The following is a 23,523-nucleotide window of genomic DNA, read 5'->3' as shown; positions in this document are numbered from 1 at the left end:
CACTCCCTCGTCTGATCTTGTTATCAAGACCTCGGTGAGGCCAATAAAATGGCAATAACAACCAGTTTAATGAAATCTTTGGACAGCATGGCGCTGATCCCTGCAACAGACGCGCCCAATACCTTACGTATACCAATTTCCTTGACACGTGTTTCAGCGACATAGAAAGCAATCCCAAATAAACCGAGGCAAGAAATACAAATCGCCAATAAAGAGAAAATAAGTGCCTCGCTAAGCATTCCGGTAAAAATCCGGCGTCGGATTTAAAGTTTTATTCTGCCATTGATGCCAATATGGATAAATAGGCGGCACAACACTCACCGCATCCAATTTTTTCACCTGGTCGCTGGACAAGTTCCAACCAATGGCACCGAGATTTTCCTTTAATTGTTTTTCATTTCTGGCTCCAACAATAATGCTAGAAACCGTAGGACGCTGTAACAACCAATTCAAGGCTACCTGTGCAACACTTTTTCCGGTTTCTTCGGCAATCTCCTGCAAGGCATCGATGGTATTATAGAAAACTTCTTCGTTCAGCACCATTTCCGGTACCGGACTTCCCCCCTGCGACACCCGGCTATCCTTTGGGATCGGTTTGTTCCGACCATATTTGCCACCCAACCTGCCCGCAGACAAAGGTGACCAAACAATGGCGCCGACTTTCTGATCTAACCCCAAAGGCATCAATTCCCACTCATACTCGCGGTTTGCTAGCGAATAGTATACCTGATGTGCCACATATTTATTCCAACCATATTTTTCAGAAATCCCCAATGATTTCATCAAATGCCAACCCGAAAAATTAGAGGCCGCCAGGTAACGCACTTTTCCACTCTGCACCAAATCGTCCAATGTCCTTAAGGTCTCTTCTACTGGTGTCACCCCATCAAAGCCATGCATATGATAAATATCGATATAATCCGTCTTCAGTCGCTTTAAGCTACCTTCTATCTGTCTTAAGATATGAAATCTCGAAGAGCCTTGGTTATTAGGACTCTTTCCAAAAGTAAAAGTAGTTTTTGTAGACAACAGGTATTGATCGCGTTGTTTCCCGGCAATGGCATTCCCAAGCACTTCTTCGGCAAGTCCGTCCGAATAGATATCAGCGGTATCAAACAAATTCACACCCGCGTCAAGGCATATCTCGATCAGCCGTTTGGCTTCTTCCACCTGCGTACTTCCCCAAGCCTTAAAAAAATCATTACCGCCACCAAAAGTAGCTGTTCCAAAACTTAAAACCGGCACTTGAAGTCCCGACCCGCCTAAAAATCTATATTCCATGTTTCGCTGTATTTATTGAAATTACACGAATTTAAGAAAAACACCACAGACTCGCTCCAGACTTATACAATTAACAGATGGATAAAACATGATTTGAAGAAAAATGACTTTTTGTTTACCGCAACCAGGTATCAATTACAAATTATTTGCCTTTAGAAAATTATAGATTATAGGAGAAAAGCATTTGCAAAGTCCGTTACAGTACGTATATTATTAGATAGCCCAACTGCAGAAAGCGTTGCATTTGAGATTTTTCCCGAAAAGATACCAGTTAAGCTACGCCATAATCGAAGTATAATATTATGTAGTTTTAGGAAAAGCTTACATAATTTTAAGACTAAGAATTGATTTGATAGGGCACATTACCTTTCTTCAATTTCGCCACAATATGTTAAATATACCCAGATACGGCGTTAGGTCTTGCGACCAGTCGTTCATCACCCACCATGCGATAGGAAATGCGGCCAAACAGGAAATCAGAACAAGTACAACGAACTCGCGGTTAAGCAAGGTATCCTACCCTTCCATAGCTATATGACCCGGACAAAAACTCCTAATTCCAATATGGATCAGCAACAAAAGTGACATACTCCTTTTTCGATTCTATGCCAAAAGTCATCTCGTAATGATTTCTAATGTATAAATTGGTGGCATCAAAAAGCACAATCCAATGGTATATTCTTGTAGGCACATCAAACTCGATCAGACCTTTCTCATTTGTTTTACCTACCATCGCAGTCGCGTCCATCATAGCCTGTACATCATTAGCAAATTGCCAAGCATTGGCACCTACTAATACATCTTGGTTTGCAACCCCTGTTGTGTCACTGTACGATTGCTGCACTTTCACCGTGAGCCTCGTCGTATAATCTGCTAACTTTAATTCTGCTACCTTATCAATACCGCCCACCACCTGTGCATTTCCGTCAATTATATACCTTTTTTTTCCGTAAGTAAATTCTGGCGTTGAAAAGCCATATGTTGCCGCATTCACCTCTCCATATTCAATTAGGCCCTCCGCATTAGTTGTATCGTTGCGTAAACCTGGGGTCATCCCACCCTCATAATACTGTACAAATTTAACAGGCACCTGAGGCAGGCCTTTACCATCCGGAGCAATTACTTTCAACTGCAAGTTTCCACTCGTTTTAAGGTATACCTCCGTCAATTCATCCTTAGAACAGGAAGCGAGCATCAGCGAAAAGAGAAATAATAAACATCCAAGTCTTATCTTAGAAAGGTAGTTGTATATCATATTCAGTAAGATTAATTTTTATAAATAGGTAAATCCAAGTCTATATTATGACCCCATCCACCGGTTGAGATAATTGAAGAACCAATGATTTTTTTCGTCGATCTATCGAAGATATAAAAGGTGTATGGAAAAGCAGCAGGCACTCTTTTAATTAACAATTTTCCATTATTATCTGTGTAACCGATTGCAAATGCCAACCTCTCCAGTTCAGGCGTTACTTGGTATTCATTAAATCCGCCTAGGTAAGATTGAATTGTTACCACACCATAGTTAGCCAATGGGTCACGGCGATCTGTATTCCAATAATCAGTCTCGTATGCGAAGATCGTAATATCGTTACCAAAGCTTGTGATATCCGTCGTCATGGTTGTGTCCACACCTGAGTTAACTTGAAACGTATGGTTAACTACATATTCGGCGGCTCCCACCATTGCTTTTTCAGTTGATACGCCATAAGTTCCATGGTTCAGCTTATCAAAATCCACCAAGCCGTTCGCATCCGTTCTCTTTTCATAAAGCTGCATATTTTCGTTACCAAAGCGCTGAAAAAGCTTGACGGTTGCATCAGTAACAGGCTTACCCTCGTTATCTGTTAAATGATATTTGATCGTCCCGTAGCTTTTCAATATAATCTCGTCGGGACCTGCTTCTTTTTTACAAGCAATAAGTAAACTCGCTAAAAGCGCGAATGTGAGTAGAAATCTTAGGTGCATAAATTTATTATTAAGGTTCAGGGTAGATGGTCATATTAATAATGGCCGAATTCTGTTCTATAAAACGAGATACGGAAGCCCCACTAACATTTCTTATTCTAAGAGTTTGCGGCTCAAAAATAACCAGTGTAAAATCAGCGCGCTCGGGCAAATAAAAACTGTTACGTCCTTCACCACCGATGTCTTCCAGATACAAAGCCTTATCCAGGGTTTTCTCCTGAATATAAGAGTCCCATTCTCCCACGTACCCGTTGGGTAAAATGGCAATTTTGAAACCAACAGCAGGTTTCAAGTCATAAATGGGCGCATATGCAACCGCAGAATAAGTATTGAAAATTCCTGAGTAACTTTCCACATTTACCTGAAAATTATTATTCTTACCACGTATTGCCTGATAATCTTTCATGGGCATATATTTAAATTTACCCAGCTGAATACTATCGGTAATCATGCGAAAAATATATTTATTCAAGCTACCTACACTGACAGTTCCATCTGCATCACTTTTTCCCTGATAAAAAAATTATCTTTGTAGAAATCACTCTCGAAATTATCAAAAAATCTAACCTGCACATTCGGGATGGGATTCCCGTTATTGTCTACAAACTCTAAGGTGGCAGATGTTTCGTCTTTCAACACAATTTCAGATTTCTTGGAACATCCCAAAATCAACAGAAAAACCATGAGGAAAGTAAAATTTATTCTCATAAGCATTGCAAAAATATACAATTAAGAAATCCCTTGCTCTTGATTTTTTAGGAATAGGTCAAGGTTGTTTTATTAATGAGCCAAAAGTATAATTAATATTTCACTTATACAAATAAAGAATAATACCCTAAAGTGATTACCTCTGAAAGATTTCAGTTGCTAATTTTAACTGATGTTTTCGACAAGAGACTTTCGATTTTATCGAGTTTCTATCCCGAAAATGTCAAATTTATAATTATGGAAAAGATCTGACTTTAAAAAAATGGTATAGCACTTTTATGCCCCTTTAGCTATCCAGTTCTTATGGAAATTGATTCATTTATGCATCAAAGCCATAAATAACACCATGAAAATCCTATTTATACTCTTTGCTTTCCTGCAGGTCTTTGCGTTGCCATCTTTCGCGCAGCTTATTTCCAGAACAGACAGCGGCGATTATATTGTTAAAACGTACACCTTAGCCGATACCATCCACGTACATGGAAAACTGACCACACCCGATGGAGAGCCTGCAAAAGGAATTACGGTTTGGCTTAAATCGGCAAAGTATTTTTATGAGGAGGCGCCTAAAAGTGTTACAGACAGTTTGGGGAATTACTATATTGAGTAGCCCGGTGATACGCTCCAGATCCAGGGACTATACTTTTGGCAAAACGTGCCGGTGATGGGCAGCCGTATCATCAATCTCACCATAAAAGACAGTAGCAACCAGCCTATGGACACCATACAAGTCAATGGTAAGGCTAAAGCCCAAAAAACCAAGTCACCCGTTCTTTATCAGACAAAAATACCGAATGGATTTAACTGTTCATTCTATTTCCCACCAACACCTGCCGGCGGCATTCCAGGTTTTCAGAAGCACCTCAAGCAACATGTTATTTATCCACAAGAGGCCTTGGATCATGGTATTGAAGGGCTTGTCAGTATCTCATTTGAAATTTCTAAGAAGGGTGAACCCCTAAACTTCCATATCAGAAGAGGTTTAGGTTATGGTTGTGAAGAAGCTGTTATAGCGGCGGTGAAAAGGATTCCATGGAAACCCGCCATCGCGGGGGGCAATATTACCAATTTCAAAATGGAAGCAACGCTACATTTTGCTATGGAGTGGATGGTTGATCCCTAAAAGTGTAAACTAAAATAATATATTTTTAAACTAAAAATTTAGTTATACATTTGCATTAGATCAATACATCCAATTATGCAAACCAATAGCTTTTTTCTTTTGCTCATATTCACGATGTTCAGCAATTCGCTGTCGTGTATGGCACAAAGCTCAAAACCTGATAACTTACTTTTCACAAAGGCCTCTATTGCCAAATACCTAAAAAAAGCCAACAAAGATCCGATGACCGCCATCCTCAAGAGCTATGAGGTTAGTGGCTACAATTATTTAGTTCCCTATCATCTTAGTCTGCAGTGCAAGGTCGATTCGGCCAATAATGCATTATACTTCGCTCGTAAAACCATGCTCACCACCTTTAGCTCTTTTGTAGGAGATGTAAAAGACAATGAAACATCTTACATTAATTCTCGACATTGGGAAACCGACATTAGGGAAGACTCCAACTATACTGCGCTAGACGCGATAGTTGAAATTATTTCCATTGCCCGTACACACCAAGTAATTATGATAAATGAATCGCACATCGATCCCCGGGGAAGGCTTTTTCTATCTAACTTGCTACCAAAATTAAAAGCGGAAGGTTTTACCTACCTATTCATGGAAGGCTTGCGCGAAGACGACATCAACGAAAGAGGCTTTCCGCTACAAACGTCAGGATTCTACACGTCGGAGCCGATGTTTGGCGATTTAATACGCAAAGCCATTCAATTAGGATTTAAACTGATTCCTTACGACTGCTACAAAGCTCCATGCAATACAGTCCCCGAACGTGAGCAACATCAGGCAAAGATCATTTACGAAACATTACAGCAGGATCCAGACGCCAAAGCCATTGTGTTTGCAGGCCATGGCCACATCAATAAGGACCCAGAAAAGAACTGGATGGCTCACCGATTTAAAATCTTAAGCGGTATAGACCCTTTCTGCATTAACCAATCAATAAACAGTGAAGCACCACAACTTTTTCATCATCTCAGAAAGCACATTGACAAGCCCGTCATCTACAAAAATTTAAAAACAAATGATTATAGAGAATTAAGCAAAGTAAACATGGTGGATGCCACAATTGTATTTCCTGATACTAAATGGATTGATAACAAGTATGCAACATGGCTACTTCACAGTGGCACGAAATCCTACACCATCAACCTCTCTGGAGCGCATTATAAAGGAACCCTCCTATCCATTTTGAAGTGCAATGAATTTGATCAATTCGGTATTTTGGCTGTACCGGTTTTGAACATGATCCTGCAACAGACAACACGTCAAAACATATCGCTAGACCCAGGTTCTTACTACCTCCGGGTTACGGATCTGTATGGAAAAGAGCTATACAAAGAAAAAATCACGCTATAAAATGTAATCATTCATAAGGAGTTTTCACGAGCTTCATATTAATATTAGCCAACAAGCATCAAATCAATCTTTTGCATATTGCGGAAAAAGCTTCTGCAGTTCATAGTTAAAGTTATGCATCTGAAATCGATCATCTAAAATCGTCCCATCTTTATCCACCAAAATATAGCGAGGTATGCCGTTAAACCGAAACAATTTGGTAAGCCCTGTAGCAGATTTGGTGGTTTGAAAGGAACAGCCCCCGTCAGGTTTTGATGGAAACTCAGGCCGCTAAACTTACTAGAGTTTTTTTACTAATTCATAATTTGTACTCCGGCCTCCTTTTTCTTCCTGTCTTAAAATTCCTTTCTCCATTAAGTCTTTTATATCTCGCAAAGCCGTATCGGAGGAGCATTTGGCTATTTTTGCCCATTTGGAAGATTTTAGTTTTCCATCAAATCCATCAAGCAATTTGTTTAATACCAAACGCTGTCGCTCATTCAGCGGTGTTTGCTCGTGAAACTTCCAGAACGCTGCTTTATACACTATTTTATCAAGTGTTTTCTCGGTTTCCAGCAAGGCATTTTTAAGACAATGCAAAAACCATACTAACCATTCAGTGATGTCACCGCTGCTGTGTTGAACTTTTTGCAATACGTCATAATATCTTTTACGTTCTACTAAAATTTGACTCGACATGCTGTAGAAACGTTCTGGACTTTTGTCTGCTCTAGCAAGTAATAAATCGGATATTGCCCTTGCTATGCGTCCATTTCCGTCATCAAAAGGGTGAATGATTATGAACCAAAAATGAGCGATAGCCGCTTTTAAGACTAAATCTATTTTTATATCGTCATTGAACCAATCTAAAAAAAAATCCATTTCTTCTTTAACCAGTTCAACAGGAACTGCTTCATAGTGAATTTTCTCTTTCCCCATGGCGCCCGAAACGATCTGCATTTCTCCACTTAGGTAATCACCTACTTCGATTTTATATAGTCCGCTCCGGCCAGAAGGAAACAAAGCCGAATGCCAGCCAAACAATCTGTCTTCGGTTAATGGTTGCAAATAGTTTTGTGTTGCATCCAACATCATTTCAACAACACCTTCCACATTTCTGTTCACTGGTACAAGACCTCCTACATTCAAGCCTAAACGCCTAGCAATAGATGAACGGACTTGTTCATAATCCAACTGCTCCCCCTCAATTTCAGAAGATTTAACGATATCCAACGTAAGCGTAGTAAGATTGGCCTCTTCCTGCATTGAAAAACCCACCGAACTCATTTGCCCTGCAATGAGACCCTGCAAGTTACGAACTTCCCCAAATACCACATTAATTGCCTGATTGTCCCAAGTAAAATTTGTCCAGTCTTTACGCTGATAAATATATTTTGCCATTATCCAGATTTTTCTTGCGGCAAATATATGAAATATTTGCCGCAAGAATGCGGAGAATAAAAGACGTATTCACCGCATGATCTTTCTGTATTCAATTTATAATGCGATCTCCACTCCTATAATAAAGAAAAAGAGGAAAACGAGCAATATAATGCCCTCGTTTTACTACAGAAGAAAAAAAACGATATTGAACAAAACGTCCAACAGTTACTGCAAATGGCCAATGAATATTTACTGGCATCTTATGAGATAAAAGACGAATTAATGAGAGAAATTCTTGTAGCTGCACAATTAGGGAATATTGCCTGGGGAAGTATCTGTACAAGATATGGTGTGATGAAAAACCTTAAATGGCAATAAAAGTATTCTCCAAGGCATGAGAACAGGAGAAAGTTTAGGTGAAGGCGGTAAGCCCAAACAAACCGGGACTAAATCCAGTATACAATTGCCACTTTGGATCAAGTGGCAATTGAAGATTATCGTTTCACCCCTACGTCCAGACTCCATTGATGGTAATCTTTAGTGAGTTTACTCACAATATCCTTCCGGATTTTGGCCAAATCTTGCGTTTCCACCGGATCTTCGGCCAGATTAAACAATTGAACCTGCCCACTCTTAGCTTCTCCAACCAATTTCCAATCACCTTCCCGGACAGCCCATTTACCAAAATGCTCCCAGTATAGCTTTCGATCTCTTAACTTCCCACCTGTAAAGACGGGTAAGAGTGACTGGCCTTTTAGCGGTGTAATGCGATTCCCTTTAAATGTTTCCGGATAGGTTGCACCTGCGACATCTACGCAGGTGGCCATGATATCGACGATGTGACCTACTGCATTTGTTATTTTACCGCTATCTGCTTTTATTTTATCAGGCCAATGGACAATTAAAGGGCTATTGATACCTCCCTCCTCCGTCCAGGCTTTATACATACGGAAAGGGGTATTTGAAGCATTTGCCCAGTATTCATCATAGGCGAGGTAAGACCCTCGATTTCCTACGGCTACTTGTTGGTCATGGAGTTTCCGTTGATCTATATTTTCGGCACAGGCTCCATTATCTGAAAGGAAGAGAATCAATGTGTTGTTAAGCTGTCCACTGCGCTTCAGACTCTCTAGTAGCTTACCGATGCCCTTGTCCATACGCTGCACCATCGCGGCGTAAACCTCCATACGATGGGCCCAGTCGGATTGCTTATCCATTGAACCCCATGCGGGAATGTTTGCTGATCGTTCAGAGAGCCTGTAGCGGCTATCGATGATACCTAGGTCCTGCATACGCTGGTAGCGCTTTCTCCGGATACGGTCCCATCCCTCGTCATATTTGCCCTTGTTGGCCGCAATATCTTCCTGCAGGGCATGCAGTGGCCAGTGGGGTGCCGTATACGCGAGATACAGGAAAAAGGGTTTCTTTTCTCCTTGTTTTTGATGCGTTTCCACAAAGTTAACAGCACTGTCGGTGAAAGCATCGGTCATATAAAATCCACTGTCAGGTGGAAACCAGGGGTCATTATCGTGGGCCATACTGCGTTTGCGGGGCTCATCTACCAGTTCAAAATAACTGCTTGCACCACTAATAAGACCGAAATAACGCTCAAATCCCCGTTGGCGGGGCCAATGCTCACGCCGTTCACCCACATGCCATTTGCCAGACATATAAGTCTTATAGCCGGCAGCACCCAGCACTTCGGCAAGCGTGACACTCTGCTTGTTTAGATAACCTTGATATGGACCCGGTATTGCCGGACGATCGGCCTCGCTCACCATAGCACCCATACCGGCCTCATGAGGGTAAAGGCCGGTAAGCAGCGAGGCCCTGGACGGGCAACATCTTGCCGCATTGTAAAAGGTGCGGAACCTTAGCCCCCCCGCAGCAAGTTTATTTAAATTTGGTGTATTAATTTCACTTCCATAACAGCCCAGATCGGAGTATCCCATATCGTCGGCAAGTATGACAACTATATTGGGTCGATCAGCTTGCTGAGCGAACATAAAATTCGGTATGGCCGTGATTAACAAAATGACCTTCCAATACATACGCGTCAGCATACGCGGGAATCTGATTTTTCTGGATAACATTAAATAGTTCATAACGCTGTTTTACTAATCTTCAATTTCTGTAAGTGGCGGCAAGTTACGGTCTGCCCCCGGGTAGCCTATGTTTTGGTTAATGACGCCTATCGTATTGGTATTGATCGCTTCTGCCGGAACAGGAAATAATACATGATAGGGACTGATACGGCATTCGGATGATCCCCACCGTACGTGTTCCCTATAAAAGTTATTGGTGGCCATTACCCGATCATACCAATAATTACGCTCACTGAAACGTTCCAGAGAGTAACCTTCCCGTCCTTCGGCGGCCATAATATAAGAAATTCTCACGAGCTCTGATTTACGGTGCTCCTCGGCAAAAAGCTCGCGTGCCCGTTCGTCTAAAATATAATCTATAGCAACTTGACCCGCACTGATAAGATCGGCATGGGCTCGGCTCCGTACGGCATTGATGTCTGCAGCTGCACGATCCAGCAAACCTAGCCAATAATATGCTTCGGCGCGTAACAGATAAGTCTCTGCAGATCTGAAAACATAGTAATCTCCCTGCCCACCATTTGGCACCTGACTGGTGGTAGCTTGCGGCACGAATGTTTTATAGAAGGGAAAGGAATGGTAGTATTGGAAGGTGTCAATAAGCGCTGTAAAATTCTTCGGATCAATTGGTTTTCCGAAGTCTACGGATGCCGGATTGTTGTAGCGCAGATCTTCTTGAAATACCCAGTTGCCATCTTTTCGGCGCAAATCATTTCCGTCCTTCCATATGTCGTATAGGTAATAATTGGATGGACGTAAATTAGCATTGCCGCGACCAAGCGAATCATAGGTAGCTCCGCGATCCAAGGTACCGCGGCTGGCCCTGCTGTCCAGCACACGGGCATTCCACCAAGCCGGATGGTAATTTCGCATGGTCTGAAGACCATTCGTACGCACGTCTTCCGGCAGATCACTTCTATCCAGCACGCCAAGAATGGTTTCGGTATTTGCAACATTATTTACATTAAAAGGGCGATGCAAATCCCAGAACATATTTCTATCGGGGGCTACCTCCATTTCTGAACCGAAACGCCCCTGCATCAATGGATGGCGCAAAATAACCTCGGAAGCCATCTCCGCAGCTTTCTCAAAGGCCCTATTAGCCAGGTATATTTTTGTAAGGAGATGTTTACCTGCCGATCGACTTGGTACCCCGGGCTTAGTTTGCTCGGAAAGCCATTGTATCGAAAATTCCATCTCTTGCTGTAGGCGATCTAAGATCGTCCAGCGTGAGTGCGTATAAAAGTCCAGCTTTGCTTCACGGGCCTCCTTATCAATATAGGGTACATCACCAAATTGGTTAACCAACAGATAATACCAGTAGGCACGATGGAAGTATGCCTCTGCTAAAACCTCATTCCGATCGCGTTCATCATCCCAGGTAATATCATCTATACGCGAAACAACTGCATTGATCACACGGATAGGTGTATAATTCCATTCAAAGTTCTCTAACACATAATAATTGCCATCTGCATTGGGTGTCATTTGCAGATCCATATTCCGTATGCCATTATCATTTAACGGACCAGCCACCCCTAGTTCTGTAAATACCCCCTCGGAAACAACGGTATTTAGCTCTCCATAAAAGGAATTGCGTAAATTCTTTCTCGCCGTCACCAGCATCGCTTCAAAACCGGCTTTATCTACCAGCAGATTCTCGGGCGCATAAAAAGAAAGCGGCTCAGGTTTTAGCCAATCTTTTGAGCAGGATAGGCAGATCGGGCATGCCAGCAGCACTATGAAATAATATATAAATCTGGATTTCATGTTATTATTCATTTTTCAGGTTATTAAAAAGATGCATTTAAACCAAGTGTAAATATTTTCGGCATAGGATCGTTTATTGACTCCGGATCCCAACCCGACCATGATGATACCGTTAGCAAATTACGGGCACTGACAAACACGCGGAGCTGATCTATCGATAACTTTTTTATCACGTCCTGTGGTACCCGGTAACCGAGCGATACATCTTGTAGGCGCAGAAAGCTGCGTGACTCATACAGATTAATGCCCCCCTCGTACAGTCTATAGTTCACATTCAGTCGTGGATATTTGTTAGATCGGTTTTCGGGTGTCCAATAAGGGATGTCCAAGGTGTTTGCCCGGTCGTAAATATTGGAACTGGAATGGTTAAAATCCTCCCGCGCCCCTATATGTCCTAGATCAGCACGCAAAAATAAGCTGAGGTCAAAATGTTTGAGCAGGTTAAAATCATTTCTCCAACCGAAGGTATAGCGGGGTTCGCGCCAACCCAAAAATACTTTATCGTCGAACTGCCGGTACGCCCCGTCACCATTTATATCTTCGGCGCGATATTCACCAGGCCGCAGGCCATATTGTGCAGCTGCTTCCGCGTCCTCCTCCTGCCATATTCCCTGCATACGATAATCCCATACCCGATCTATTGCTTCTCCGGGAAACCATTGATTTGCATAATCAGGCACTTCACGCCTAACTGTTTCTCCATTGATAGTTTCTTCGATCATGTCTCCCCAAAGACGGTTGATCCTATTCCTGTTGAGCGAAAAAACTAAACTGCTCCGCCAGTTGATTCGTTCTTTGGAAAGCAGCTGACCACCTATGGTTGCATTGATACCACGGTTCGAAAGCTCGCCTAGATTGGTTGTAACCATATCAAAACCGATAATCTTAGGCAACTTTCTATCCAACAGAAGATCTTTAGTAGTACCCTTGTAGGCATCAATCGATGCCGTAAATTTCCCGTTAAGTGCGGTGAGGTCTATCCCCACATTATAGGCTTCGGTTCCCTCCCATTTCAGATTGGGATTGGCCATGGTACTATTGGTTAGGCCCACAACGATATTCGTTCCATCAAAATATGGATTTCTGGAAAGATTTGCCAATGCTGCGTAGGTGGGCACATCCCTGTTACCGTTTACGCCCCAGGAGAAGCGCATTTTCAAGTCATCTATCCACGATACGTTAAAAAAATGCTCTTGAGATAATCTCCATGCGAAGGCGGCTGATGGGAAAAAGCCACGGGAATGGTTTTGACCAAAAGCGGAAAAGCCATCGCGACGCCAAGAAACTGTAAAGAGGTACCGTTCGTCATAATTGTAATTCATTCTTAACATAAGGGCATCCCCTGTACGCACCATATCATCATTGAGCAAAACCGGATTTGAACCATATTGTAACCCGTGCCACGATAAGTTACCGTTTGGACCGAAGTTTTCGTTTTCCTGTTCGGAACGTTGGATCTGCAACTTTTCGGCATTGGCAAGGAAGGTAAAATCAAAACCATGCTTATTGAAACGCTTGCTCCATGTTAAAATATTGTCCACCATCCATTCGTAAACATGCTGATCTACCCTGTTACCAAATCCATTTTGCCGATTGACGCCGCCCTCCATGGTAGTAACCGGCCAGAAATTATAGTCTTTAGTCATCTCTAAACGGTTTTGAAAGGAAGCCCTGTACTTGAAGCCAAAAGGTAATTTCAATTCGGCATAAAAGGTTGCAAACAAACGGTTATTTCGCAGATATTGGTCTTTGTAGTAGGCGTCCAGGAAAGGATTGGGAAAAGAGGGATCATCGTGTGGAAACCTTTTCAGTGTCCCATCCTCCTCTGTAAAGCTTCCATATGGACTCAAGCGGTTTATTCCACCCGCCGGTACGGAACTGTTATCTGTACTGGCAAACTGTGCATTAATCCCCACTTTCAAGAAACGAGCTACATCACCTTCCAGGTTCAATCGTGTGCGCCAGGTTTTGATCTGATCGCCATAAATAACACCCTCATTATTCGTGTAGCCGGTAGAAAGATAATAGTTCACTTTAGATGCCTTACCGGAAAAAGCGATATCATAGTTATGGCGTATCCCCTGTTGCATCCGTTTATCATACCAATCAATTGCTCTGCCCTGTTGAAAGCCCTCAATTTCTGTTTCATTGAGCCTTAACCTGGTCAACCATTCAACGTTATTGTCCGCATTAGGATTGTTACTGTACCCGCGCCATTGATCTAGCGATACGCCTGCGGGCAGCTGGTTCGGATTGGTGTAAAAGCCTGATTCGCTACGCGGCGCCAACTGTTGCATCAGATCTTTTCGGTAGCGAAGATAGCCCTGCGCATCAAAAGGTTTATAGTCATTGGACGTAGTGGCTAGACCTGTCATGGTAGAAAGGGTTATTTTAGGTTCTTCACTGTTGCCTCGTTTGGTGGTCACAATAATAACACCTGAGGCAGCCCTTGACCCATAAACGGCTGCGGAACTGGCATCTTGCAGCACATCGATATTCGCAATATCAAAAGGATTGATATCTTGCAGGGCGCCATTGTAGATCACACCATCCAAAACAATCAGCGGATCGGTGCCCGCCTTCAACGAATTCGCGCCACGAATTTCCATCGAACCGCCACCAGCAGCTCCGGTACCTTGATTTGTAGCAATTCCAGCCACCGTACCGCTCAGGTATTCGGTTACGCTGGTAGCAGACTGCGTTTCAAACTTGCTCGCATCGATACGTGTCACGGCTCCGGTCAAATCACTTTTCTTCTGCGTTCCATAGCCCACAACCACCACTTCTTCCAGATCACTGATAGCGGTTAGGAGGGTCACCTTGATGTTGCTTTGTCCCTTTATGGCAATCTCCTGCGTTTCAAAACCCAATAGTGAAAAAACAAGCATTTGTGCTTTTTCAGGCAATCTTAACTGAAAGGTTCCATTATCATCTGTTTTTGTTCCGACGGCGAAACCCTTTACGGATACGGTAACACCTGCTAATGCTAGGCCATCTCCATCGGATACCCGACCGCGTATCAGCCTTTGCTGCATGCCCATGGTCGCATTGGCCTCGCGCTCCTTTGAATGAATAACCTTTTTCGCCGACTTTTTTATAATAATAATTTCACCTTTCTGAGTCCAGTCGAACGGAAGAGCGGTCAGTAGCGCCGTCATGGTCTGATCAATGGTGGCCTTTGATACATCGACACTCACTTTTGTTTCTCCGATTTCTTCACCATTCAGAAAAAAAGCAAAGCCGCTCTGCTTTTGAATGTGTCGCATTGCTTCCGCCAGTGATGTATTATGCAATTTAAGATTGATTGTTTGCGAATAGGTTTTGCCAAAAGTTTGGGTAATAAACAAGAGTGTAATGAAAAAAGTCAATTTCGTCATTAGAAATATTTTGCACATCACAGACCTGCTTCGGTCTTTGATGCTTAGATCAAAAATCATAAGTTTGTATTGCTTGCAGTGGTTTAAAAAAATTGGTTCATTTTTTTGCCTTAGGCAACCGATCCATCGCAGGCATTTGATCGGGTGATGTCTTCAGCATCATCCGGTTTTTACCTACGGTAAGCGGTTAACGGTTAACGGTTTCCTTGTTACATATAATTACCTCCCCTTTTTTCATTTATAATAGCTATAGTTGATCAATAGACCGACACGATATGTCTTTTCCCCGATTTTTGAAGGTGAAACTTTACCCCCCCTTCTTGCAGCATTTCCAGCACGTCTGCCAGGGGTTTATTCCGATTTATTTCTCCATAAAAGAGCGTATTGGAAACAGACTGCTGGTAAACAACATCGACGTCATACCATCGCCCAATGGCGTCCATAGCATCGATCAAAGGCGTTCTATTAAAATAAAACACCCCATCCTTCCAAGCGGTATAATTGCGGGTATCGACCTCACGAACCTGTATATCATTCTTTTCCAGCAAGCTTTGTTGCCCAGGATTTAACCTTTTCCTGTTTTTTGATTGATTACCCCAGACCTCCACAGATCCCGAAACGAGTGTTGTGTAGGCTGATTGTTTCTCTTGATATGCGGAAACATTGAAAGCCGTCCCTAAGACAATTACGGTCTGGTTGTCCGTAATAACTTTGAACGGAATGTTAATGTTGCCCTGGCCACCATCACCTTGCTGAAGCGCCTTTTTACGGGGTTTAACTTCGAAATAAGCCTCACCGGATAGGTGCACAACGCGTTCTTGTTCATTAAAACGGATTGGATATTGTAAGGTACTCGATGTATTCAGCCATACCTTCGTACCATCAGATAAGGTGATTTGGTAAGTACCCCCATTAGGCGTTGATACCGTCATTTCAGCGGATGGGTTTTGAGAAGATGTTGACAGTGGAATGGAACTTCCATCGATATAAGAAACCCCATTGCTCACGACAATTCCCTGTTGTCTGTCACTCAACTGTACTTTGCTTCCATCGGCAAGCTGCAGCGTTGCCTGATTTTTTCCGGGCGATATATCCGCAAATGAGACCTCTGGGTTAACATGGGTACTTTTATCAAACAATAGCTGTTTGTAACTCCATAAACCCAGCAGCAATATCGTCAATACGGCAGCAGCATAATGAACAAGTTTTCGTTTAAAAAAGGGTACGTTCTCCTTTTGGAATAAATTTATATGTAGATGCTGATCAATATTGTTCAATAAATTAGTCACACGGTGGTCTGAAATACCTTCATCGGTTTTCTCATCTGTCATACTATCGTATATCAACTGCTTTATTGCTTCTTCATCCGCATCGGTATCGAAATAAGTTTGTAGTTGATGAAACTCCGCTTCGGTATAATCGTTAAGCAGAAATTTTTGAAAAAGTTCTCTAATATGATCTATGCGTTTCAATGCCTTTTTTAAGGAATACGCACGAAAGCAAAAAAGTAATGAAGGAAAATTTATTTTTTTAGTACAGAAATGGTAAAACTAAAACGACACCCATCATATGATTGCCAAGCCTATCCCGCAAAAATTGGTTCACCTTTGTAATATGGGAGTTTATAGTCGCTTTTGAAATTCCCAATTCGGCACTTATTTCCCGGTAAGATTTACCTTCGAGCTTAAATAGTTCAAACACTTTTCGCCGCTGTGGAGGCAATTGCTCCAATAACTTTCTCAGCAGGCCCAGCCGTTCCTGGCCAACTAAGCGCTCCTCAATATGTGTGTACAGTTCCGTTGTATGGTTCAGTAGGTGTTGACTCAACTGCTTATCGCGGGCAGATCGTCTGTAAATATCGTAAACCAAGTTTACGGCAATTCTATGGAGGTAGGCACCAAAAGATTTTTCCGGATCAATGGCCGCATGATTTTCCCACACTCTAATAAAAGATTCCTGCAATACATCTTCGGCCAAGGTTTCATCCTTGAGAAGCTTCAATAAACTTAGTGCTAATTTCTTTTTGTGCTTATGATATAACGCTTCAAGCGCCTGGACTTTTCCAGCCTGCAACCTGTACAGCAACTCTTTCTCATCATCAGGGTTCAGAACGCTCATGTCTAACATTATTTACTCCATCATCAAAAACAGGGAGGAAAGGTATTATAATCTATTGGTGAGATGCTCTGCACATCAAATTCATATGCTGATACACAAAGATCGTTTCAAAGATATTCAAAAGATAATAATAAACAAATCCTATACCGTTGCGCACACCGATTAGCCGGCATCACGCGACTGTTTATTTTCAATGGACTTAGGGTTGAGCAGGAAGAGTCTTAATGAAGCCTCACCAAGTTGGTAACACCACCTTGGTTACCGGCGGAAGTCGTGGCTTGGGTAGAGACATGGCCATCAATATCGCCAAAAAAGGATTAGATGTAGTGATCACCTATCAGTCGAACCAAACTGCTGCTGACAGTGTGGTGTCTGAAATTAAAAAAATGGGACAGAAAGCATTGGCCCTCCCTTTAGACGTGAGCATTTATGAAAATTACGAGCCCTTCTTTTCGGATAAACTACTGCCAGCATTAAACAACAGTTTCCAGGCTTCGGCTATTGACTACCTCATACACAACGCCGGACAAATCGCACCGGCACTCTTTGAGACCGCGAGCATCAGCGAGTTTAAAGACATGATACATATGATAAAAATTAAATGGCCGCAAACACCCCCTAAGGATGACGTTTATACACACTGCTCAAACCAGTAATTCACCGTAGTTTTGTGGAGTTCAATGAAATGCAAAATCAAAAAACAAATGATAACAGATAAAATATTTGAAGAAACGCTGAATGTTTTCATCAACGGTTTGGAAAAATACGATGAAGCTACCTTCAGGAGAAAAGAAAACCCCGATACATGGTCTTTAGCTCAACTTTATGCGCACCTTGTCATCTCAAACGATTGGTATTTCGAACAGATAGAAAGCTGTTTCGGGCATCAAATGAATTTGGATAAAGAAATGAGCGAAAATGGCAAAATAATGCACCAGCGGAACAGTTACCTGGAGGAGAAACTGAAATGGGATTTACCCGACCCTGAAAATGACTTAATATCCATTAATGTAGTCGAAGAAGATTTAAAAAATAATTTAGAAAAAAGCAAAACGCTTTGGAATAGCATTAATTGCGAAACCATTTTTGGCAAAGTAGAACATCCCGCTTTCGGATATATGTTTCCCATAGAATGGTATCAATTTACCGAGATGCATTTACGCCACCATATAAACCAGAAGAACAAAATCGAGAACCAGTATTTATATCAACGACCATCAAGAAGATGAGAAAAATAATTGGGCAAAATCCCTTCCCCACGGAGTAAAATGCAAGAGTAAGGTATTACCCGTATGCAGATACGCCTTTTGTATGTTCTGCAAGGTAAGCGACCAATTCTCTGTTCCAAAACCTTGGAAGTTTTAAAAATTCGATTCCTCCTGACATACCTTTGTCACAATGCGAATTTACTTTTGAAGCGTAATTTAAAAGAAGAGAAAATGAATATAGTATCAATTCGCATTATTACTGCCAATATAAATGGCTTAATAGCATTTTATGAGCAAGTGACCCAAAATTCCGTTGTGCATTACACGCCTGACTTTGTGGAATTGAAAACAAAAACGGCCACCTTAGCGATAGGAAGCACAAAAACGTTGCAGTTTTTTGGTGGCGAGTCTGTTGCCCAACCGGCTACGAATCGTAGTGTGATAATAGAATTTATGGTTGAGGATGTAGAAAGTGATTATGAAAGATTGGCTAGTTTCTTACAACCCTATCTTATTCAGAAACCTACGCTAATGCCTTGGGGAAATAAATCACTGCTATTTCGTGACCCCGACGGTAATTTAGTAAACTTGTTTACGCCTTTGAATCTGGGAGCGAATGATAAATGAGATTGAAAGTAGGCATTAGCGCTAATAGCATGGCATCCATGGATGCATTAAGATTTGAATTGCCACCAATCAAAGTCAAATAAATCCTTACTTCCCTTAAATATAAAAAACACGTCATGAATTCCTGAAATGTTCTTCATGGGAGCACTCACCGTACGGTATACATCGCCCTCGCCGCTGGAACTGATTTGTACAACCCCCAATAGCGGGCCTTCTATATTGCCAGTACGGATTTCTATACTTCCACCATAAAGTGGGGCGACATTCACATCTAAAGATTTCACCCCTTTCGAAAAATCCACCGCCCTTACCATCAAATAGTCGCCATGGTGTACAGAAGTTACCACCATACGGTCTGCAAGCTTAGCCCCTGTGTCCCAGGGAATATTACGTTCCCATTCTGTTTTCTTTTCCGTTTTTAATCCCTCGCTGAAAGCAATCGTTTCGGCTTCCGTTCTTTTGTAAGGGTTGATTGTCTCAACCGGTTCGACGCTTTTGCGGGTCCAAAAAGGAAGTTCTTGCAAGGTGCCATCAGTATTATATAGAAGTTCGGTGACCGCCACAGACCGGCGTTCGTAATGTTTGCTCATGGTCTGTTGTAAGATGTCGTAATTGAAACCGAAGACGTAAGATTTGCCCTTATAATCAATAATGCCGGGGTGATTGCCATTAGAGCGGCTGTTTGGACGCATAATCATTCCTTGAAACTTCCACGGACCTGTGGGAGATGTTGACGTGGCATACCCCATTCCTTCAGGGCAACAAGTGGAAGCATAAGCCATGTAATAGTTACTAGCTTTTTTCCATACCCAGGGTCCTTCTTGATAATGGAAAGGATCTTCCTTTCCATCAATTTTGGCCATGGAAGCTTCTTTTATGATTTCTCCATCAATAGAAATCATATCCTCGTTCAGTTTCACGTACCATACGTTGGGATTACCCCAATACATATACGCTTGCCCGTCATCATCAATAAAAACCGTAGGATCAATATCTTCTTTAGAATGCTTTATCAGGGGCTTTCCGATGGGATCTACAAATGGGCCATAAGGGCTATCTGACACGAGCACCCCAATGCCACCACCATTGGGAATAGGGCAGTAAAAATAGAATTTGCCGTTGCGCTCCACACATTGCGGGGCCCAGGCGCCATTATCTGCATTTGCCCATTTGAAATCTTCAAGCAAGGCTACCGGCCCGTGGTCACGCCAATTAACCATATCCGTTGTGGTATAGAGCAGCCAATTCTTCATTTTAAAACCAAAGGCGTCGTCTTCATCATGACCCGTATAGAGGTAAACCGTATCCTTGTATACTAAAGGGGCAGGATCCGCTGTATGCTTGGTTTGTATGATCGGATTTTGTGCGAAAACCTGCTGACTTATAAGCAGCAACAGCCCTCCCAATAAATGCGTCTTGATAGTTGTTTTTGTATTTGGCTTCATATGTGCATGATTTGATCCATGCGATCTTCCAGTTTTCTGAAATCGGAACATAGGCATCAATAATTGGTTATCGTTTCCAACATATGGGCAGCTAAGATAAGGATGATCAACTACCCGAAATGCAAATTTTATTTAAAGGTATGTAAAAAATGTCAATTACACACTAAATAATTTAGATATCAGGCAAAGCATGCTCGTATCTTCATCTCCCGATAAAAAAGTCAGCTTTGGAGGAAGCTAAATAACGGATCATTTGTAATTACTCAATACATCTGAAAGACCTTATTTACAACCACTTACAAACAGAATAAACGAGGAAAAATTTATTATCAGATGAAAGTCGATCTATCCGATTTGCCGAAAATTTATGTTTACGATTGCCCTACGAATTATACTGTGATATGATATTATCTGCTATAATAAAAGTTAATAAGGTATATTACCTTTTCTTAATCTCAAAACAACGTTTTGAATTTGAGGTAATAAGAGTAAAATAACAATTACGAAAATCACACCTGTTAACATCAGATCATAATAATCTCTAGTAGCACGAGCCAATATTTGATGACCTACCATTTGATTAAAATAGCCTGAGGATACTGCTTTTGAAGTATAGATATCGTTACCGGCATTCATATATTGATTTTGAATGTCCAGTAAGGTAGCTGATAACTGAGGGTTGGTTTCCGTGATTGCTTCCCGAATCTTTTCGCGAACTCCTGATTTTGCAAATAATTGAAGTTCGTTATTCAGTGCCAGACTAGCTGTAAACCCTGTAAACCTAGCCAATATGCCAACAAGCGATGCATTGATAGCAATTGCTGGCGGTGCTGATGAAGCTGTAAACGAAACAATAGGAACAAATAAGACTCCTGTTGCCACACCATAAATAAACATAGGTAGAATGAAATCAATTGTTTCGCCCTTTACAGAAACAAATAGTATCATATAAGCATAATAAATCGCCATAATTCCAAAGCCAACAATAATCATTCTTATCAGGTTATAACCCATCAATACAAATCTGGACGTAACGAACATACTCCCTGTAGTTCCAAAAATTACAGCCGTCCATATCGGAATTGTGCTCAGTGGGTCATTTCCTAAAATTACTTCAAGATAGCCGTATGCAAGTCCAGTGCTTCCTTTAAAAATATAAAATGTAAAAAGTAGTAATAGCCCAATGACAAAATTCTTTGTCTTGAAAATCTGTAAGTTGATTAATGGTCGTTTAAGCTTTAATTCTCTAATGATGAAAAGTGAAAGAATAGCTAGATTAACTACACTAAGAGTAATGATTAATGAACTACCCAACCATCCCAATTGTCGCCCGTATACAAGGATGTATCCCAAGATTAAAATAAAAGACACATAAAACATATAGCCTATCCAATCCACCTGATAAAGTGGTATCTTTTTGGTAAATCGAGCTTTACTGTTCATCGTAAGCAAAACAGTAATTGTTAGCATGATGAGTATGATAATAAATCCGTAGAATAGCCAGTTAAAATCAAAAAAATGAATGACTACGCTGGTAAAAATAGAATAAAAAGGAACGGCAATCTGTATGCTGCCATACAGTAGGCTAAAAGCAATCACACGTGCACGTACAGACTGTAACCGTGGAAAAATCAGTTGTAAGACGATGCCTGACATCAACGCACAGGTAATCCCTTGAAAAAACTGGCAAATAACAAACAATGTCCAATCTTTGAAATGAAAACAGATCACGGAACATATTGCATTTACGGCAAGAGCAATCAGTAAATACTTCCTAGGTGCAAAATATTTTACGATCCGAAAATCAAGCGCCAAGAAAGCTACGGTAGAACCATAGATAACGACCATGCCATATTGCACATCGGCAGGTTGTACACCGTAAAAGCCCATTGTTGCAATCGGACTGCTGTAAAAAGCGAAGCTAAACAGACAGGTCATCAGAATAGCAAATATGACGGATCTTGCCACCCATTCAGATACCCAGGATTTAAAGATTGGTATTTTATGTGCTTGCATCATTAATCTTTTAAAACATAAACATTGGCATTCATTCCGGCAGAGAGTTTTCCTAATTTTTCAGGCGTATCGGTCAATTTAATTCTTACGGGAATACGTTGGATGATTTTGACAAAATTACCTGTAGCATTATCTGGTGGAAGTAGGGAATAACGTGAACCTGTGGTTGGCGAAAGTGATTCGATGGTACCATTGAATTTTTCATTCGGGAAAGCATCAACTTCTATGGATACCGCTTGCCCGATTTTGAAGTTGCCAATCTGCGTTTCTTTAAAATTTGCAATTACCCATTTTTCCTCGGCCTTGTTCACTAAAAAAGCCAATGTTTGCCCTGCTTGTATCAGTTGACCTTCCTGAATGGTCTTTTTACCAATTTGTCCAGCAAAAGGCGCAGTGATAACCGTATATCGAATGTCCAATTCCTGTCTTTGAAGAAGTGTTTCTTTGATTTTTATCTCTGCCTGTATAGCATTACTTTGAGCTCTAAAATCATTCAATTTGGATTCCGCTACTTGTAAAGAAGCTTTAGCCTGATCATAGTCTGACTGTGCAATGGATAAAGAAGCACTGATATTGTCGAATTTTTGTTGTGTGGTAGATTCATCCGCCAGTAGATTTTTATAGCGGTCAAATTCTTTTTGTTGTTGGTTCAATCTCGCTTTAGCTCCTGCCAATTGTGCTTTTATAACCTCCATACTTTTAAGTTGCGTTTCTTCGTTCGCCGTCAAGATGGGTAATTTGGCTTGTGAACTCATGAGTTCTGCTGCTGCAGCATCTTTTTTCAGTCCATACTCGTCCAATTCAATGACCACAAGTGTATCACCTTTTTTAACCAACTGATTGTCCTTGTAATATATTTTGCTGATATAGCCACCCACTTTTGCGTTTATCGGTGAGAGATAAGCATCCACCTGAGCATCATTAGTCTGTTCATAGCGATATCCCTTTAAGAAATAGGTAGCTCCCCAAATAATAATTCCTACGAATAATGCGATACCAAACCATTTGGTTAGGCTTACAATAATTTTATCTGTTTTATTTTTGTTCATCATATTTGTA

General features: G+C 41.5%; 21 protein-coding genes. 6 read left to right on the top strand and 15 right to left on the bottom strand.

Going from position 1 to position 23,523, the window contains the following annotated elements:
• Positions 1 to 23: 23 nt before the first annotated feature.
• The 6 genes from BMY50_RS28280 to BMY50_RS00950 form a co-directional block, all read right to left on the bottom strand.
• Positions 24 to 239 (bottom strand): ABC transporter permease, encoded by a 216-nt coding sequence (locus tag BMY50_RS28280; protein ID WP_202907714.1) that lies wholly within the window; start codon positions 237 to 239, stop codon positions 24 to 26.
• On the bottom strand, positions 232 to 1,281 hold the full coding sequence (locus BMY50_RS00970; protein ID WP_093316896.1) for an aldo/keto reductase: 1,050 nt from the start codon (positions 1,279 to 1,281) through the stop codon (positions 232 to 234). The genes BMY50_RS28280 and BMY50_RS00970 overlap by 8 nt, the downstream gene beginning before the upstream one ends.
• Before the next feature lie 553 nt (positions 1,282 to 1,834).
• Positions 1,835 to 2,536 carry a hypothetical protein gene (locus BMY50_RS00965; RefSeq protein WP_139202162.1) on the bottom strand — a complete coding sequence of 234 codons (702 nt, stop codon included), beginning with the start codon at positions 2,534 to 2,536 and terminating at the stop codon, positions 1,835 to 1,837.
• Between the two features lie 11 nt (positions 2,537 to 2,547).
• Positions 2,548 to 3,249 carry a SpaA isopeptide-forming pilin-related protein gene (locus BMY50_RS00960; protein ID WP_093316890.1) on the bottom strand — a complete coding sequence of 234 codons (702 nt, stop codon included), beginning with the start codon at positions 3,247 to 3,249 and terminating at the stop codon, positions 2,548 to 2,550.
• A gap of 10 nt (positions 3,250 to 3,259) precedes the next feature.
• A complete protein-coding gene (locus BMY50_RS00955; protein WP_139202161.1) occupies positions 3,260 to 3,655 on the bottom strand; it encodes a DOMON domain-containing protein in 396 nt (131 codons plus the stop codon).
• 71 nt (positions 3,656 to 3,726) lie between these two features.
• The gene (locus tag BMY50_RS00950; RefSeq protein WP_139202160.1) at positions 3,727 to 3,957 is read right to left on the bottom strand and encodes an Ig-like domain-containing protein; all 231 of its coding nucleotides are present in this window, start codon (positions 3,955 to 3,957) and stop codon (positions 3,727 to 3,729) included.
• 346 nt (positions 3,958 to 4,303) lie between these two features.
• Here BMY50_RS00950 and BMY50_RS00945 point away from each other — a divergent pair, with 346 nt between their 5' ends.
• The 3 genes from BMY50_RS00945 to BMY50_RS00935 all read left to right on the top strand — a co-directional run bounded on the left by BMY50_RS00945 (position 4,304) and on the right by BMY50_RS00935 (position 6,436).
• Positions 4,304 to 4,567, top strand: coding sequence for a hypothetical protein (locus BMY50_RS00945; protein ID WP_093316881.1), 264 nt, complete (start codon positions 4,304 to 4,306; stop codon positions 4,565 to 4,567).
• Between the two features lie 54 nt (positions 4,568 to 4,621).
• Entirely contained in the window at positions 4,622 to 5,080 is a 459-nt protein-coding gene (locus tag BMY50_RS00940; protein ID WP_093316878.1) for an energy transducer TonB, read from the top strand.
• A 138-nt stretch (positions 5,081 to 5,218) separates the two neighbouring features.
• Positions 5,219 to 6,436 carry a hypothetical protein gene (locus BMY50_RS00935; RefSeq protein ID WP_093316875.1) on the top strand — a complete coding sequence of 406 codons (1,218 nt, stop codon included), beginning with the start codon at positions 5,219 to 5,221 and terminating at the stop codon, positions 6,434 to 6,436.
• A 279-nt stretch (positions 6,437 to 6,715) separates the two neighbouring features.
• Here BMY50_RS00935 and BMY50_RS00930 read toward each other — a convergent pair whose 3' ends face one another.
• From BMY50_RS00930 to BMY50_RS00905, 6 genes are all read right to left on the bottom strand, one after another.
• The gene (locus BMY50_RS00930) at positions 6,716 to 7,816 is read right to left on the bottom strand and encodes a Fic family protein (protein ID WP_093316871.1); all 1,101 of its coding nucleotides are present in this window, start codon (positions 7,814 to 7,816) and stop codon (positions 6,716 to 6,718) included.
• 476 nt (positions 7,817 to 8,292) lie between these two features.
• The gene (locus BMY50_RS00925) at positions 8,293 to 9,903 is read right to left on the bottom strand and encodes an arylsulfatase (RefSeq protein ID WP_202907713.1); all 1,611 of its coding nucleotides are present in this window, start codon (positions 9,901 to 9,903) and stop codon (positions 8,293 to 8,295) included.
• Positions 9,904 to 9,915: 12 nt separating this feature from the next.
• Positions 9,916 to 11,673: a RagB/SusD family nutrient uptake outer membrane protein gene (locus BMY50_RS00920; protein WP_093323409.1), complete on the bottom strand. Its 1,758-nt coding sequence runs from the start codon at positions 11,671 to 11,673 to the stop codon at positions 9,916 to 9,918.
• A 23-nt stretch (positions 11,674 to 11,696) separates the two neighbouring features.
• Positions 11,697 to 15,050 carry a SusC/RagA family TonB-linked outer membrane protein gene (locus BMY50_RS00915; RefSeq protein WP_162276501.1) on the bottom strand — a complete coding sequence of 1,118 codons (3,354 nt, stop codon included), beginning with the start codon at positions 15,048 to 15,050 and terminating at the stop codon, positions 11,697 to 11,699.
• Positions 15,051 to 15,307: 257 nt separating this feature from the next.
• The gene (locus BMY50_RS00910) at positions 15,308 to 16,522 is read right to left on the bottom strand and encodes a FecR family protein (protein ID WP_093316865.1); all 1,215 of its coding nucleotides are present in this window, start codon (positions 16,520 to 16,522) and stop codon (positions 15,308 to 15,310) included.
• A 58-nt stretch (positions 16,523 to 16,580) separates the two neighbouring features.
• Positions 16,581 to 17,168 carry an RNA polymerase sigma factor gene (locus BMY50_RS00905; protein WP_162276500.1) on the bottom strand — a complete coding sequence of 196 codons (588 nt, stop codon included), beginning with the start codon at positions 17,166 to 17,168 and terminating at the stop codon, positions 16,581 to 16,583.
• 224 nt (positions 17,169 to 17,392) lie between these two features.
• Here BMY50_RS00905 and BMY50_RS00900 point away from each other — a divergent pair, with 224 nt between their 5' ends.
• The 3 genes from BMY50_RS00900 to BMY50_RS00890 all read left to right on the top strand — a co-directional run bounded on the left by BMY50_RS00900 (position 17,393) and on the right by BMY50_RS00890 (position 19,003).
• Positions 17,393 to 17,824 (top strand): SDR family NAD(P)-dependent oxidoreductase, encoded by a 432-nt coding sequence (locus BMY50_RS00900; protein ID WP_093316856.1) that lies wholly within the window; start codon positions 17,393 to 17,395, stop codon positions 17,822 to 17,824.
• Between the two features lie 48 nt (positions 17,825 to 17,872).
• The gene (locus BMY50_RS00895) at positions 17,873 to 18,397 is read left to right on the top strand and encodes a DinB family protein (protein ID WP_162276499.1); all 525 of its coding nucleotides are present in this window, start codon (positions 17,873 to 17,875) and stop codon (positions 18,395 to 18,397) included.
• Positions 18,398 to 18,607: 210 nt separating this feature from the next.
• Complete coding sequence (locus BMY50_RS00890) at positions 18,608 to 19,003, top strand: VOC family protein (RefSeq protein ID WP_093316848.1); 396 nt, start codon at positions 18,608 to 18,610, stop codon at positions 19,001 to 19,003.
• Between the two features lie 47 nt (positions 19,004 to 19,050).
• Here BMY50_RS00890 and BMY50_RS00885 read toward each other — a convergent pair whose 3' ends face one another.
• The 3 genes from BMY50_RS00885 to BMY50_RS00875 all read right to left on the bottom strand — a co-directional run bounded on the left by BMY50_RS00885 (position 19,051) and on the right by BMY50_RS00875 (position 23,516).
• The gene (locus BMY50_RS00885) at positions 19,051 to 20,448 is read right to left on the bottom strand and encodes a glycoside hydrolase family 43 protein (RefSeq protein WP_093323406.1); all 1,398 of its coding nucleotides are present in this window, start codon (positions 20,446 to 20,448) and stop codon (positions 19,051 to 19,053) included.
• A gap of 426 nt (positions 20,449 to 20,874) precedes the next feature.
• Entirely contained in the window at positions 20,875 to 22,467 is a 1,593-nt protein-coding gene (locus BMY50_RS00880) for an MFS transporter (RefSeq protein ID WP_093316843.1), read from the bottom strand.
• Complete coding sequence (locus tag BMY50_RS00875; RefSeq protein ID WP_238383629.1) at positions 22,467 to 23,516, bottom strand: HlyD family secretion protein; 1,050 nt, start codon at positions 23,514 to 23,516, stop codon at positions 22,467 to 22,469. Before BMY50_RS00875 ends, BMY50_RS00880 begins: the two co-directional genes overlap by 1 nt.
• Between the last annotated feature and the right edge of the window lie 7 nt (positions 23,517 to 23,523).

It is taken from the genome of Olivibacter domesticus (assembly GCF_900109575.1).
GTDB classification, from domain to species: Bacteria; Bacteroidota; Bacteroidia; order Sphingobacteriales; family Sphingobacteriaceae; genus Olivibacter; species Olivibacter domesticus.
This window is presented reverse-complemented; position numbering and strand designations above follow the sequence as displayed.